This window comes from Streptomyces sp. NPDC001858, assembly GCF_053594615.1.
This window is the reverse complement of record NZ_JBSFEV010000027.1, coordinates 62563-76321: the sequence shown is the minus strand read 5'-3', so window position 1 is coordinate 76321 and position 13759 is coordinate 62563. Positions and strand designations below refer to the sequence as shown.

Annotated in this window: 12 protein-coding genes; 4 read left to right on the top strand and 8 right to left on the bottom strand. The window is 71.0% G+C overall.

Annotation, left to right across the window (positions count from 1 at the left end; all coding sequences use genetic code 11):
• Positions 1-39 precede the first annotated feature (39 nt).
• Together ACWCPF_RS30865 and ACWCPF_RS30860 are read right to left on the bottom strand one after the other, a co-directional pair.
• The gene (locus ACWCPF_RS30865) at positions 40-2580 is read right to left on the bottom strand and encodes an ATP-binding protein (protein ID WP_451048379.1); all 2541 of its coding nucleotides are present in this window, start codon (positions 2578-2580) and stop codon (positions 40-42) included.
• Positions 2581-2815: 235 nt separating this feature from the next.
• Entirely contained in the window at positions 2816-3139 is a 324-nt protein-coding gene (locus ACWCPF_RS30860; RefSeq protein ID WP_451048378.1) for an STAS domain-containing protein, read from the bottom strand.
• A 405-nt stretch (positions 3140-3544) separates the two neighbouring features.
• Between ACWCPF_RS30860 and ACWCPF_RS30855 the strand changes: the two genes are divergently transcribed.
• Positions 3545-4117, top strand: coding sequence for a cob(I)yrinic acid a,c-diamide adenosyltransferase (locus ACWCPF_RS30855; protein WP_451048377.1), 573 nt, complete (start codon positions 3545-3547; stop codon positions 4115-4117).
• On the opposite strand, the gene ACWCPF_RS30850 is transcribed toward ACWCPF_RS30855, so the two are convergent.
• Complete coding sequence (locus tag ACWCPF_RS30850; RefSeq protein ID WP_451048376.1) at positions 4114-4689, bottom strand: hypothetical protein; 576 nt, start codon at positions 4687-4689, stop codon at positions 4114-4116. The genes ACWCPF_RS30855 and ACWCPF_RS30850 overlap by 4 nt on opposite strands.
• Positions 4690-4832: 143 nt before the next feature.
• Here ACWCPF_RS30850 and ACWCPF_RS30845 point away from each other — a divergent pair, with 143 nt between their 5' ends.
• The 3 genes from ACWCPF_RS30845 (at position 4833) to ACWCPF_RS30835 (ending at position 8680) form a co-directional block, all read left to right on the top strand.
• Positions 4833-6095, top strand: a complete 1263-nt coding sequence (locus ACWCPF_RS30845; RefSeq protein WP_451048375.1) for a sensor histidine kinase — start codon at positions 4833-4835, stop codon at positions 6093-6095.
• Entirely contained in the window at positions 6092-6739 is a 648-nt protein-coding gene (locus tag ACWCPF_RS30840) for a response regulator (RefSeq protein ID WP_451048374.1), read from the top strand. Before ACWCPF_RS30845 ends, ACWCPF_RS30840 begins: the two co-directional genes overlap by 4 nt.
• A gap of 123 nt (positions 6740-6862) precedes the next feature.
• A complete protein-coding gene (locus ACWCPF_RS30835) occupies positions 6863-8680 on the top strand; it encodes a glycosyl hydrolase family 18 protein (RefSeq protein WP_451048373.1) in 1818 nt (605 codons plus the stop codon).
• Between the two features lie 14 nt (positions 8681-8694).
• Here ACWCPF_RS30835 and ACWCPF_RS30830 read toward each other — a convergent pair whose 3' ends face one another.
• The 5 genes from ACWCPF_RS30830 to atpA all read right to left on the bottom strand — a co-directional run bounded on the left by ACWCPF_RS30830 (position 8695) and on the right by atpA (position 13757).
• Positions 8695-9141: a DUF2550 domain-containing protein gene (locus ACWCPF_RS30830; RefSeq protein ID WP_451048372.1), complete on the bottom strand. Its 447-nt coding sequence runs from the start codon at positions 9139-9141 to the stop codon at positions 8695-8697.
• Between the two features lie 142 nt (positions 9142-9283).
• Positions 9284-9658 (bottom strand): F0F1 ATP synthase subunit epsilon, encoded by a 375-nt coding sequence (locus tag ACWCPF_RS30825; RefSeq protein WP_079659511.1) that lies wholly within the window; start codon positions 9656-9658, stop codon positions 9284-9286.
• Between the two features lie 134 nt (positions 9659-9792).
• Complete coding sequence (atpD, locus tag ACWCPF_RS30820; RefSeq protein ID WP_451048371.1) at positions 9793-11229, bottom strand: F0F1 ATP synthase subunit beta; 1437 nt, start codon at positions 11227-11229, stop codon at positions 9793-9795.
• Complete coding sequence (locus tag ACWCPF_RS30815) at positions 11229-12146, bottom strand: F0F1 ATP synthase subunit gamma (protein ID WP_451048370.1); 918 nt, start codon at positions 12144-12146, stop codon at positions 11229-11231. The genes atpD and ACWCPF_RS30815 overlap by 1 nt, the downstream gene beginning before the upstream one ends.
• A 21-nt stretch (positions 12147-12167) precedes the next feature.
• Positions 12168-13757 (bottom strand): F0F1 ATP synthase subunit alpha, encoded by a 1590-nt coding sequence (atpA, locus tag ACWCPF_RS30810; RefSeq protein WP_451048369.1) that lies wholly within the window; start codon positions 13755-13757, stop codon positions 12168-12170.
• Between the last annotated feature and the right edge of the window lie 2 nt (positions 13758-13759).

Here is a 13759-nt window from a genome sequence, read left to right as displayed (position 1 = left end):
CCCGACGGGAGCCCGGCCCTTCGCACTGCCCGGAGCCGCTCAGATCACCTGATCCGGCGAGGCACTGCTCTCGGGGGAGCTGATCGAGCTTGCGGGCGACGACGAGATCGAGCTGCTGGCCGAGTTCGACGTGGGCGGGCTGGTGTTGCCGGTCGGCGGCGGGCTGTCCGAGGAGGACGCGGACGGCGAGGGCGACGCCGAGCCCGTTCCGGAGTCGGACGGGGACGCGGACGCGGACGGCGACCCGGAACTCGACCCCGTCGGCGACGGCTTCGGCGAGTCGGACGGGTCGTCGCTGCCCGACCCGTGCGAGCTGGTCGTGCCCGACGTCGGCTCCGTCTCCCGCGGCGGCGTCGGGTCGTCCGACGTCCCCATCGTGCCGTCCGGGCCCGGGTCCGTCGGTCTGCTGGTGGCCGTGCCGGTGTCGCCGGAGGAGCCGGTGTCGTCGCTCGGAGTGTCGGAGTCCAGGCTGCCGTCGTCCAGGCCGGTGCTGGCGGACGGGTTGACGCTGACCTGGTTGGACGGGTCGTTGGCGTCGTTGTTGGAGGTCGCGCCGAGCCCCACCACCGTGCCGAGGACGGCGACGAGCAGGGCGCCCGCGCCGGCCGCGACGAGATTGCGCTTGGCCAGGTTCTTCAGCCCGCCCCGGCTGTGCTTGGCGGGCGTCGACGGGCCCGCGGAGCGGTGGACGACGGTCTCGGCGTCCGGCGGGTAGGTCGCGAGCGCGGCCTGGATGCCGCGGGGCGGGGACGCCGACTCCTCCTGGCGGGCGTCGGGCACCTCCTCGCCGGCGGTCGCCGCGGCGGCCGGGCCGGGTATGTCGCCGGAGCGGTCGGTGACCAGGGCGAGGGCGCGGCGGCCGGCGATGGTGCCGCGCTTGTCGGCGATGGTGGAGCGCAGGGCGAGGGAGGCTTCGAGTTCCGAGCGGGCCCGGTCGAGTTCGCCGACGCACAGGGCGAGGACGCCGAGCTCGTGGTGGAAGTAGGCGCGGTCGGCGGACTCGCCGGCCAGCCGGGCGGCCTCGGCGCCCTCGTGCAGGCTGCTCTCCCAGGCGCTCCAGTGCAGGCCGGCGGCGAAGGCGGGCGCGGCGGTGCGGGCGAGCTGGACGGGGGTGGCCTCCTCGCCCTCGTCGGGCCGGGTCGTGGCGGGGACGACCGCGGTGAGGGCGGCGAGGACGGCGTCGGCCTCGGCGCAGACCCGCTCGGGGGTGACCGAGGGGTGTCCGGCCCACCAGGCGTAGTGCTGGGCGGCGGTGTGGGCGCGGGCGGCGCGGTCGTCGGCGTATCCGGCGGCCTCCAGCTGGGTCTGGACGCCCGCGGCGAGCCGGTAGCGGGTGCCGACCGGGGAGACGAGTCCGCAGGCGGTCAGTTCGCCGAGGGCCGCGTCGGCGTGGGTGTCGCCGACCAGGGCGGGCAGGTGGGCCTGGTGCGGGAGCTCGCCGCCGAGGGCGACGGCGAAGCGCAGGGCGGCGCGGGCGACGGCGCTGAGCCGGGCGGCGAGCAGCGGGGCGGGCGCGGCGGCCTCGCCGAGCGAGGGCAGGGGTATCTCCTCGGCCTCGCCGGCCCCGAGGGCGTCGGCGGGTGCGACGAAGGGCCGGGCGTCCTCGAAGACGCCGTACGCGTCGACCGCGTCGGCGCCGGCGCGGAGCCGGTCGCGCTGCGAGAGCAGGGCGCCTGCCTGGACGAACCGGAGCGGCAGGCCCTCGGACTCGAACCAGAGGTCGCCGGCCCAGTTGGCCTCCTCCTCGGTGAGGACGCGGCCGACGGCGTGCTCGATCACCTCAACGCCGCCCGCGCGGTCGAGGCCGGTGAGGACGACCTCCTCGACGGCGGAGTCCGCGGTGGGCAGCGGAGCGTCCGGGGTCGCGCCGAGCAGGAAGGCGCACTCGGGCGTCGCGTCGAGCAGTTCGTCGAGGGCGGCGCCGCCGAGGTCGAGGTCGTCGATGACGACGACCGCGCCGATCTCGCGGACGAGGGCGCGCAGGTCGTCGTCGTCCGGGCGGTAGAGGGGGGCGTCGAAGACGGCGTGGAAGAGGTCGTGCAGCAGGTCGGTGCCGGTGCGGCCGAGGCCGCTGAGGCGGACGACGCCCTCGGGGGCGAGGTCCTCGCAGTCCTCGGCGACCAGGTCGAGGAGGCTGGTGCGGCCGGAGCCGGGGGCCCCGATGAGCCGGACGGAGCGGCCGCGGGCGAGCAGCCGGACCAGTTGTTCGCGTTCGTCCTGGCGGCCGTGGAGCGGCTGCGTGGGGCGGGCGGGTCCGGCGGGGGCGGGCGGCCGGGCGGCGCGCTCGGCCTCGGCCCGCTGCTCGGCGGTGCGCTTGGCGGGCCGCTCGACGCGGTGGGTGGGCGGGCAGAGTTCTATCTCGCTGCCGTCGACCGGGTTGACCGTGAGCAGGTGTTCGCCGACGACGAGCCGTACCGTGCGGGCCTGGGCCGGGGTGTGCTGGCCGAAGTCGGGCGTCAGGGGGTCCCTGGACGGGCGCGGACGCGGCGTACCGCCTCCCCCACTCTCGAATTCGCTCGAGCGGGAGGTGCCCCCATCTTCACGGCCGTACTCCTCGGGCCCCGGGGTGTTCGGGTCCATGGTTCAAGCCCCCCAAAAGCGTCGTGTGGCGGTGCCCCTCCCGGCCTTGCTGCACACTGCGCTGTCGCGTCTGGTCCGGTGCCCGCTCGAGGGCTGAGGGCGGCGGGCAGACGAACCGTAAACCTTCGCACAGTATCTACGACAGCCCGGGGTGCCGCGCCGCCCGAAGCGTCACAGTCTCGTGAGGATTGCGCCCGTCGCACGTTTTCCGCCGCAGGCCACGCCTGGTGCGGGGTCACACCCGGGGCAGGGACTCCACTCCGATGCCGCCCTCGATCGCGAGGATCCGGTGCAGCCGGGTGGCCACCAGCAGGCGTTGCATCTGCGGAGGAACGCCGCGCAGCACCAGCCGTCGGCCGCAGCGGCCGGCCCGCCGGTGGACGCCCATGATGACGCCGAGACCGGTGGCGTCCCATGAGTCCAACTCGGACAGATCGAGCACCAGGTCGCCGACGCCGTCGTCGACGGCCGTGTGGAGGACCGTACGGGCGTCCGCCGCGCTGCGGACGTCGAGACGGCCCCCGACGACCAGCTCGACGTGGTCGCCCCTGATGTACATAGCGCTCCCCTAAGCGTGCGTCTCGTGCTCCGCGGTGTGGTGTCCGGTGTTGCATCCTCTGACTGCACGAAGCGGTCATAGGTTGCCGTCTGTGAGCGAACCGATACCGAATTCACCCGCAGGAGTGAGGCCCGTGTGGCCTGTGCGGTTTCGATGCCTGTAGAAGCCCTGCCCGCTCACGCGTCCGATGTCACCGGCGTCAACCATCCGGCGCAGCCGCTCCGGTCGCCCGACCGGCTGCCTGTCCGTTGGCGGGAGATTAGCGGTCGGGAGGCGCTGTGTGACCGGTTAGTAACGCGTTTCACGTCTCAGCGGGTGAGACGCCGGTCACGTCGTCAATTCCTGTCCGATTCAAGCCTGTTCCCACCGATTGGTGGGGCCGCTCGGACGGTCTAGATTGGCCGCATGGTCAATCTGACGCGTATCTACACCCGGACCGGCGACCAGGGCACGACCGCTCTCGGCGACATGAGCAGGGTCGCCAAGACCGATCTGCGGATCGCCGCCTACGCCGACGCCAACGAGGCGAACGCGGCCATCGGGACGGCGCTGGCGCTGGGCGGGCTCGACGAGGAGCTCGGCAAGGTCCTCACCCGCGTCCAGAACGACCTGTTCGACGTGGGCGCGGACCTGTCGACGCCGGTGGTGGAGAACCCGGAGTTCCCGCCCCTGAGGGTGGAACAGTTCTATATCGACCGGTTGGAGGCGGACTGCGACCACTTCAACGAGCAGTTGGAGAAGCTGCGGTCCTTCATCCTGCCCGGCGGCACCCCGGGTGCGGCCCTGCTCCACCAGGCCTGCACGGTCGTCCGCCGGGCCGAGCGTTCCACCTGGGCGGCCCTGGAGGCGCACGGCGAGCGGATGAACCCGCTCACCGCGACCTACCTCAACCGCCTCTCGGACCTGCTCTTCATCCTGGCCCGCACCGCCAACAGGACGACCGGCGACGTCCTGTGGGTACCGGGCGGCGAACGCTAGCGGAGGTTGGCCTGTTCCTGCTCCGAGGTGGCCTCCTCCTTGGGGCGCTCCTTGGGGAAGAGGGTGTAGCTGCCGGCGATGACGAGGTTGATGCCGATCACCCACAGCATCCGCTGCTGCCAGATCCGCAGCGAGCCGATGTCGCCGTCGCCGCCGACGTACCAGACGGCGGCCTGGAGCAGGGCCATGGCGACCAGCGCGGCGGTGACCCAGCGGCCCGCGACCTTCCACTCGTGGACGGCGCGCGCCATGCCGTACTTGGGCGGCCGTACCGGCGGCGGGCCGCCCGCGAAGCGGTGGGCGACCCGGGCGTCGGCCCACTTGACGGTGGAGTGGCCGAGGCCCACGGTGAAGCCGATGTAGACGGCGGCCAGGCCGTGCCGCCAGTCCGGCTCGGCCCCGTTCTTGAGGTCGATCGCGGTCACGGCGAACAGCACGACCTCCAGCAGCGGCTCGCACAGCAGCAGGGCCAGGCCCAGCCGCGGCATCCGGAACACGTACCGGAAGGCCAGTCCGGCGGCCAGCAGCACCCAGAAGGCCACCTCGCAGGCGATGATCAGTCCGACGATCACGGTTCGCTCCTCTCGCTCACCTCCCAGGCTCCCGTCGCGGTCCGGCGGTTTCGTCGTCGCCGCCGACGAACTCGCGGTACATCGAAAGATGCAGTCGGGGACCGTCCGCGGGGCGCAGGCGGCGGGGGCGCGGGGCGTGTTGGATGGAGGACATGGCCGTCCGAGAGCTGCGCCGCCTGCGCCGTCTGCCCCGCCCGCACCGCTTCGACGTGTACATCGCCGTCGGCGGACTGCTCGGCGGGCTGCTGCTGGCGGCCATCGGCCTGAGCACCCGGCCGGCGAAGGATCCGATCACGCTGTTCGACGGCCCCTGGCCGGTGCTGGTGCCGCTCGTCGTGATGTCCGGCTGCGAGCTGCTGCGCCGGACGGCCCCGCGCACGGCCCTGCTGACCGGGACGATCGCGGTGAGTGCGGACGTGCTGACCCAGGGCAGCCTGGCCACCGTCCTGATGTTCACCGACGTGATGTACGCGGCCGTCCTGTACGGCCCGCTCGCCTCGGCCCGGCGCCTCCAGTGGATCACCGGCCTGCTCGCGGTCGCCGGGACGGTGGTGCCGTTCGCGGTGTGGCGCGAGCCCGAGGCGCTGCTGATCGGCGTGGTGGTCGGCGTCGTCGCGTACGGGCCCGCCGCCACCGGCTGGATCGTGCGCAACCACCGCGACGCCGCCGAGGCGGCCCGGCTGCGCGCCGAACAGACGGCGCTGCTCGCCGAGATGGACCGCGCCCAGGCGGTGACGTCCGAACGGGCGCGGATGGCGCGGGAGCTGCACGACATGGTCGCCAACCATCTGTCCGCGATCGCCATCCACTCCACGGCCGCGCTGTCCATCGACGAGCCGGCGACCTCCCGGGAGGCGCTGAAGACCATCCGGGAGAACAGCGTCGAGGGGCTCGCGGAGATGCGGCGGCTGATCGGGATCCTGCGCGACGGCGGCGGGGACCGGGAGCCCGCCGCGACCCCGACCCTGGACGGCCTCGCCGCGCTGGTCGACGGCGCCCGCGCCAACGGCCTCGACGTCGGACTGGAGGACGGGGTGAACGGCGGACCGGGCGACGGGACCGACGACGGGCACGGTCCGGTGCCGACGCCCGTCGGGCTCGCCGCGTACCGGATCGTGCAGGAGTCGCTGACCAACGCCCTCAAACACGCCTGCCCCGGCCGGGTCACGGTGTGCCTGGCCCGGCGCGACGGCGTGCTCGAAGTACGGGTGAGCAGCCCGTACGGCCGCCGGGACGGGCCGCGCGCCCCCGGCTCCGGGGCCGGTCTGGTCGGGATGCGCGAGCGCGCGGCGCTGCTGGGCGGCGCCTTCACGGCCGGGCCCGAGGGCGAGGCGTGGACCGTGCGCGCCGCGCTGCCGCTGACCGAACCCTCGTCCGGGGAAAGCTTCCGAGGAGGACTGACGTGATCCGAGTGCTGGTCGCCGAGGACCAGTCCGCCGTGCGCGCCGGACTGGTGCTGATCCTGGGCAGCGCGCCCGACATCGAGGTCGTCGGGGAGGCGGCGGACGGGGAGCAGGCGGTGGCGCTGGCCCGGGAGTCGAGGCCGGATCTGGTGCTGATGGACATTCAGATGCCCCGTCTCGACGGGGTGTCGGCGACCCGGACGATCGTCGACGAGGGCCTCGCGGACGTCCTGGTGCTGACCACCTTCGACCTCGACGAGTATGTGTTCGGGGCGCTGCGGGCGGGTGCGGCCGGGTTCCTGCTGAAGAACACGGAGGCGCGGGAGTTGCTCGCGGCGATCCGTACCGTGGCGGGCGGGGAGGGGCTGATCGCCCCGGCCGTGACGCGCCGTCTGATCGCCGAGTTCGCCGCGAAGCCGGTCCGGGCGCCGGCCGCCGACCGGGCCGTCCTCGACTCGCTCACCCGGCGCGAGCGCCAGGTGCTGGCCTGTCTCGGCGAGGGGCTGTCCAACGCGGGGATCGCCGAGCGGCTGGACATGGCGGAGGCGACGGTGAAGACGCATGTGAGCCGGCTGCTGGGAAAGCTGGAGTTGCGCAGCCGGGTCCAAGCGGCGGTATTGGCACAGGAGTTGGGGATCCGGAGCTGATCCGGAGGTTTAGCGACGGGACTGGTCCAGACCTCTTGACCGGTGGTCCAGACCTTTCTATTCTCGCGGCACTGTGGGCGTGAAGGCTCAGTCGCGCCCCCCGACTCCCCTAGGAGGCGCAGCATGCGCTTCAGACACCGAGTCGCGGCAGGGTTCGCCGCCCTGTTGCTCCCCCTGGCCGGCGCGGTCGGCCTCGCCGGCCCCGCCGAAGCCGCCACGTCCGCCACCGCCACCTACACCAAGGCCTCGGACTGGGGCACCGGCTTCGAGGGCCGGTGGACGGTGAAGAACACCGGCACCACCGCCATCAGTTCCTGGACGATCGAGTGGGACTTCCCCTCCGGCACGTCCGTCACCTCCGCCTGGGACGCCGACGTCACGTCCTCCGGCACCCACTGGACCGCCAAGAACAAGTCGTACAACGGCTCGATAGCCGCCGGCGCCTCGGTCACCTTCGGCTTCAACGGCAGCGGCACCGGCTCTCCCGCCAACTGCAAGCTGAACGGCGGCAGTTGTAGCGGCGGCACGGTTCCCGGCGACAACGCCCCCTCCGCGCCCGGCACCCCCACCGCCTCCGGCGTCACCAACACCTCGGCGACGCTCAGCTGGAGCGCGGCCACCGACGACAAGGGCGTCAAGAACTACGACGTCCTGCGCGGCGGCGCCAAGATCGCGACGGTGACGGCCACCTCGTACACGGACACCGGTCTGACGGCCGGTACGGACTACTCGTACACCGTCCAGGCCCGGGACACCGCCGACCAGTTGGGCCCGGTGAGCGGCGCGGTCTCCGTGCGCACCACCGGCGGCACCAACCCGCCCACCGGCAGCAAGGTCAAGCTCGGCTACTTCACCGAGTGGGGCGTCTACGGCCGCAATTACCACGTCAAGAACCTGGTGACCTCGGGCTCGGCCGCGAAGATCACCCACATCAACTACGCGTTCGGCAACGTCAAGAACGGCCAGTGCACCGTCGACGACACCTACGCCGCCTACGACAAGGCGTACACCGCCGACCAGTCCGTGTCCGGCACGGCCGACACCTGGGACCAGCCGCTGCGCGGCAACTTCAACCAGCTCCGCCAGCTGAAGGCCAAGTACCCGCACATCAAGGTGCTGTACTCCTTCGGCGGCTGGACCTACTCCGGCGGCTTCGCGCAGGCCGCCGCCAACCCGGCCGCGTTCGCCGCCTCCTGCAAGGCGGTCGTCGAGGACCCGCGCTGGGCGGACGTCTTCGACGGCATCGACATCGACTGGGAGTACCCGAACGCCTGCGGCCTGACCTGCGACACGTCCGGCCCCGCGGCCTTCAGGAACCTGATGTCGGCGCTGCGCTCGACGTTCGGCTCCAACTACCTGGTCACCGCGGCCATCACCGCCGACGGCTCCTCCGGCGGCAAGATCGACGCGGCCGACTACGGCGGCGCCTCGGCCTACCTCGACTGGTACAACGTGATGACGTACGACTACTTCGGCGCCTTCGACGCGGACGGCCCGACCGCTCCGCACTCGCCGCTCACCTCGTACACCGGCATCCCGGTCGCGGGCTTCAACTCCGCCGACGCGATCGCCAAGCTCAAGGCGAAGGGCGTCCCGGCGGCCAAGCTCCTGCTGGGCATCGGCTTCTACGGCCGCGGCTGGACCGGCGTCACCCAGGCGGCCCCGGGCGGCTCGGCGACGGGCGCGGCACCGGGCACGTACGAGGCGGGCATCGAGGACTACAAGGTTCTCAAGACGTCCTGCCCGAGCACCGGCACCATCGCGGGCACGGCGTACGCGAAGTGCGGCAGCAACTGGTGGTCCTACGACACCCCGTCGACGATCGCCGGGAAGATGACCTGGACCAAGAACCAGGGCCTCGGCGGCGCGTTCTTCTGGGAGTTCAGCGGCGACACCGGCAACGGCGAGCTGGTGAGCGCCATCAACAGCGGCCTGTCGTAGGAAAGTTCGGCTGATTAAGCAACATTGACGCGCTGACCGGGCGGGGCTGCCTCCAGCCACGCGAGGAAACCGGTCAGCGCGTCTTCGCTCATCGCGAGTTCGAGGCGCGTGCCCTGGTGGACGCAGACGAGGATCACCGCGTCGGACAGCAGGGCCAGTTCCTCCTCGCCCTCGGGGAGGCGGCGGCCCGCGACCTCGATCGAGCCGCGCTCCAGCACTCGGCGCGGGCGGTAGGCGTAGGAGAAGACGCGGTACCACTCGATACGGTCGCCGTTGTAGCGGGCGACGCCGTAGCTCCAGCCTTTTCCGCTGGTGTCCGGTTTCTCGGGCACGTCCCAGCGCAGGGAACAGTCGAAGGTGCCGCCGGAGCGCTGGATGAGTCTGCGGCGCAGGCCGAAGACGAACAGCCCCAGCGCCACCAGGGCCACGACGCTTCCGCACACAGTCAGAGCGAGGACCATCGACACCGACCTCCTCGTCTCCTAGGTACCGAAAATAGGTAACGGAACGGAAAAAACATCCATATCTGCCTCAGCCGCGGCCGGCTCCGGATTGCTCCGGTGCCGGCCGCGGCTGAGTGACGTCATACGGCTCCGCGCTGGGTCAGCGCGTCGCCGCCGCACGCAGTCGAACGTCCGCGCGACGCTCGGCGGCGGCGTCGCCCTCCGCCTTCGCGCGCTCGAGCTCGCGCTCCACGCGCTGGACGTCGATCTCGTCCGACAGCTCGGCGATCTCGGCCAGCAGCGACAGCTTGTTGTCCGCGAACGAGATGAAACCGCCGTGCACCGCGGCGACGACCGTTCCACCATCACTCGTACGGATGGTCACCGGGCCCGACTCCAGCACACCGAGCAGCGGCTGGTGACCGGGCATGACGCCGATGTCGCCGGACGTGGTGCGCGCGACGACCAGGGTGGCCTCGCCGGACCAGACCTCTCGGTCGGCCGCGACCAGCGCGACGTGCAGCTCAGCAGCCAAGGTGGCTCCTCGGGTCACCACCCGGCGGGTTCTGCCGGGTGTTGGTTACAAGTCTAGTAGGCGTGAGTGAGGGGGCGGGACGCGCCCGCCCCCTCATACGCGTTTCAAAGCCTGGAGCCCTGCGGCTCCGAGCCTCAGGAGACGCCCAGCTCCTTGGCGTTGGCCTTGAGGTCCTCGATGCCACCGCACAGGAAGAACGCCTGCTCCGGGAAGTGGTCGTACTCGCCGTCGATGATCGCGTTGAACGCGGTGATCGACTCGTCCAGCGGAACGTCCGACCCGTCGACGCCGGTGAACTGCTTGGCGACGTGGGTGTTCTGGGACAGGAAGCGCTCCACGCGACGGGCGCGGTGGACGGTGAGCTTGTCCTCCTCGCCCAGCTCGTCGATACCGAGGATCGCGATGATGTCCTGAAGGTCCTTGTACTTCTGCAGGACCGTCTTGACGCGCATCGCGGTGTTGTAGTGGTCCGCCGCGATGTAGCGGGGGTCCAGGATCCGGGACGTGGAGTCCAGCGGGTCCACGGCCGGGTAGATGCCCTTCTCGGAGATCGGACGGGACAGAACCGTCGTCGCGTCGAGGTGGGCGAAGGTGGTGGCCGGGGCCGGGTCGGTCAGGTCGTCCGCGGGGACGTAGATCGCCTGCATCGAGGTGATCGAGTGACCACGGGTCGAGGTGATGCGCTCCTGGAGGAGACCCATCTCGTCGGCCAGGTTCGGCTGGTAGCCCACCGCGGAGGGCATGCGGCCGAGCAGGGTCGAGACCTCGGAACCGGCCTGCGTGAAGCGGAAGATGTTGTCGATGAAGAACAGCACGTCCTGCTTCTGCACATCGCGGAAGTACTCCGCCATGGTCAGACCGGCCAGGGCCACGCGCAGCCGGGTGCCCGGGGGCTCGTCCATCTGACCGAAGACCAGCGCGGTCTTGTCGATGACGCCCGAGTCGGCCATCTCCTCGATGAGGTCGTTGCCCTCACGGGTGCGCTCGCCGACGCCGGCGAACACGGAGACACCGTCGTGGTTGTTGGCGACGCGGTAGATCATCTCCTGGATGAGCACCGTCTTGCCGACGCCGGCACCGCCGAACAGACCGATCTTTCCACCCTTGACGTACGGGGTGAGAAGGTCGATGACCTTGACGCCGGTCTCGAACATCTCGGTCTTCGACTCGAGCTCGTCGAAGCGCGGGGCCTTGCGGTGGATGGACCAGCGCTCGCCCTCGTACGTCTCGTCGACGTTCAGCACCTCACCGAGGGTGTTGAACACCTTGCCCTTGGTGAAGTCGCCGACCGGGACGGTGATGCCCGTGCCGGTGTCGGTGACCACGGCCTGGCGGACCAGACCGTCGGTGGGCTGCATGGAGATGGTGCGGACCAGGCCGTCACCCAGGTGCTGGGCGACCTCCAGGGTCAGCGTCTTCTTCTCGCCGGCGAGGGCCGGGTCGGCCACCTCGACGTGAAGGGCGTTGTAGATCTCCGGCATGGCGTCGACGGGGAATTCCACGTCGACGACCGGGCCGATGACCCGGGCGACGCGGCCCGTGGCAACGGCCGTCTCAACTGTCGTCGTCATTACCTGTCACTCCCCGCGGTCGCGTCGGCCAGGGCTGCGGAGCCACCGACGATCTCGCTGATTTCCTGGGTGATTTCGGCCTGGCGGGCCGCGTTGGCAAGGCGGGAGAGCGTCTCGATGAGCTCTCCTGCGTTGTCGGTCGCCGACTTCATCGCGCGCCGCGTGGCGGCGTGCTTCGAGGCTGCCGACTGGAGGAGAGCGTTGTAGACGCGGCTCTCCACATAGCGCGGCAGAAGGGCGTCGAGGACGTCCTCCGCCGAGGGCTCGAAGTCGTACAGCGGAAGGATCTCGCCCTTGGGGGCTGCGTCCTTCGCCACCTCGTCGAGGCTGAGCGGCAGCAGACGGTCATCGAGCGCCGTCTGCGTCATCATCGAGACGAACTCGGTGAAGACGATGTGGAGTTCGTCCACGCCGCCGGCTGCCGTGTCCTTCTCGATGGCCTCGATCAGCGGCCCCGCGACCTTCTTGGCGTCCGCGTACGTCGGCTCGTCGGTGAAGCCCGTCCACGACCCCGCGACCGTGCGCTCACGGAAGTGGTAGTGGGCCAGACCGCGCCGGCCGACGATGTACGTGTCGACCTGCTTGCCCTCGGCCTCGAGGCGCGCCGTCAGCTGCTCCGCGGCCTTGATGGCGTTGGAGTTGAAGGCGCCCGCGAGACCGCGGTCGCTCGTCAGGAGCAGCACCGCGGACCGCACGACCGTATCGGCCTGCGTGGTCAGCGGGTGCTTCGTGTTCGAGCCGGTGCCGACCGCCGTGACCGCGCGGGTGAGCTCGGCCGCGTACGGCGAGGAGGCCGCCACCTTGCGCTGCGCCTTGACGACACGCGAGGCGGCGATCATCTCCATCGCCTTGGTGATCTTCTTGGTCGCGGTGACGGATCGGATGCGACGCTTGTAGACCCGGAGCTGGGCTCCCATGAGTCAGGTCCCTTCCTTACGTCACTTGGCCGCGGCCGGGGCGTCCTCGCCGAGAAGCTTGCCGTCCGAGGTCTCGAACTGCTTCTTGAACTCGGCGATCGCGTCGGCAACAGCGATGAGGGTGTCGTCCGACATCTTCGCGCCCTCCTTGATGGAGGTCATGAGGCCCTGCTCCTTGCGGTGCAGGTACTCCAGGAGCTCCTTCTCGAAGCGGCGGATGTCGGCGACCGGAACGTCGTCCATCTTGCCGGTGGTGCCGGCCCACACGGAGACGACCTGGTCCTCGGTCGGCATCGGCTGGTACTGCGGCTGCTTGAGCAGCTCGACCAGTCGCTGACCACGCTCCAGCTGCGACTTCGACGCGGCGTCCAGGTCGGAACCGAAGGCGGCGAAGGCCTCCAGCTCACGGTACTGGGCGAGGTCGAGGCGGAGCCGGCCGGACACCTGGCGCATCGCCTTGTGCTGGGCGGAGCCGCCGACGCGGGAGACCGAGATACCGACGTTCAGGGCCGGACGCTGGCCGGCGTTGAACAGGTCGGACTCCAGGAAGCACTGGCCGTCGGTGATGGAGATGACGTTGGTCGGGATGAACGCCGAGACGTCGTTGGCCTTCGTCTCGACGATCGGCAGACCGGTCATCGAGCCGGCGCCCAGCTCGTCGGAGAGCTTCGCGCAGCGCTCCAGCAGACGGGAGTGCAGGTAGAAGACGTCGCCCGGGTAGGCCTCGCGGCCCGGCGGGCGGCGCAGCAGCAGCGACACGGCGCGGTAGGCGTCGGCCTGCTTGGACAGGTCGTCGAAGATGATGAGGACGTGCTTGCCCTCGTACATCCACTGCTGACCGATGGCCGAGCCGGTGTACGGCGCCAGGTACTTGAAGCCGGCCGGGTCGGACGCCGGGGCGGCGACGATGGTCGTGTACTCCAGCGCGCCGGCCTCTTCGAGGGCGCCACGCACGGAGGCGATGGTCGAGCCCTTCTGACCGATGGCGACGTAGACGCAGCGGACCTGCTTGTTCACATCGCCGGAGCGCCAGTTGTCACGCTGGTTGATGATCGTGTCGACGGCCAGGGCGGTCTTGCCGGTCTGGCGGTCGCCGATGATCAGCTGACGCTGACCACGGCCGATCGGGGTCATCGCGTCGACGGCCTTGTAGCCGGTCTCCATCGGCTCGTGCACCGACTTACGGGCCATGACACCGGGAGCCTGCAGCTCCAGGGCACGGCGGCCGGACGTCTCGATCTCGCCGAGGCCGTCGATCGGGTTGCCGAGCGGGTCGACGACACGGCCGAGGTAGCCCTCGCCGACGGCCACGGACAGCACCTCGCCGGTGCGGGTGACCGGCTGGCCCTCCTCGATACCGCTGAACTCGCCGAGGACGACGGCGCCGATCTCGCGCTCTTCCAGGTTGAGCGCGAGGCCGAGGGTGCCGTCCTCGAACTTCAGCAGTTCGTTGGCCATGGCCGAGGGGAGGCCCTCGACCTTCGCGATGCCGTCGCCGGCAAGGGTGACCGTACCGACCTCCTCGCGCGAGGCCGCGTCCGGCTTGTACGACTGGACAAAGTTCTCCAGCGCGTCCCGGATCTCCTCCGGCCGGATCGTGAGCTCCGCCATCT

What these genes read in the sequence shown, in the direction of transcription:
- atpD (WP_451048371.1), bottom strand. Translation starts at nt 11,229, where the DNA reads ATGACGACGACAGTTGAGACGGCCGTTGCCACGGGCCGCGTCGCCCGG.
- ACWCPF_RS30815 (WP_451048370.1), bottom strand. Translation starts at nt 12,146, where the DNA reads ATGGGAGCCCAGCTCCGGGTCTACAAGCGTCGCATCCGATCCGTCACC.
- ACWCPF_RS30860 (WP_451048378.1), bottom strand. Translation starts at nt 3,139, where the DNA reads ATGTACATCAGGGGCGACCACGTCGAGCTGGTCGTCGGGGGCCGTCTC.
- ACWCPF_RS30830 (WP_451048372.1), bottom strand. Translation starts at nt 9,141, where the DNA reads ATGGTCCTCGCTCTGACTGTGTGCGGAAGCGTCGTGGCCCTGGTGGCG.
- ACWCPF_RS30835 (WP_451048373.1), top strand. Translation starts at nt 6,863, where the DNA reads ATGCGCTTCAGACACCGAGTCGCGGCAGGGTTCGCCGCCCTGTTGCTC.
- ACWCPF_RS30845 (WP_451048375.1), top strand. Translation starts at nt 4,833, where the DNA reads ATGGAGGACATGGCCGTCCGAGAGCTGCGCCGCCTGCGCCGTCTGCCC.
- ACWCPF_RS30865 (WP_451048379.1), bottom strand. Translation starts at nt 2,580, where the DNA reads ATGGACCCGAACACCCCGGGGCCCGAGGAGTACGGCCGTGAAGATGGG.
- atpA (WP_451048369.1), bottom strand. Translation starts at nt 13,757, where the DNA reads ATGGCGGAGCTCACGATCCGGCCGGAGGAGATCCGGGACGCGCTGGAG.
- ACWCPF_RS30855 (WP_451048377.1), top strand. Translation starts at nt 3,545, where the DNA reads ATGGTCAATCTGACGCGTATCTACACCCGGACCGGCGACCAGGGCACG.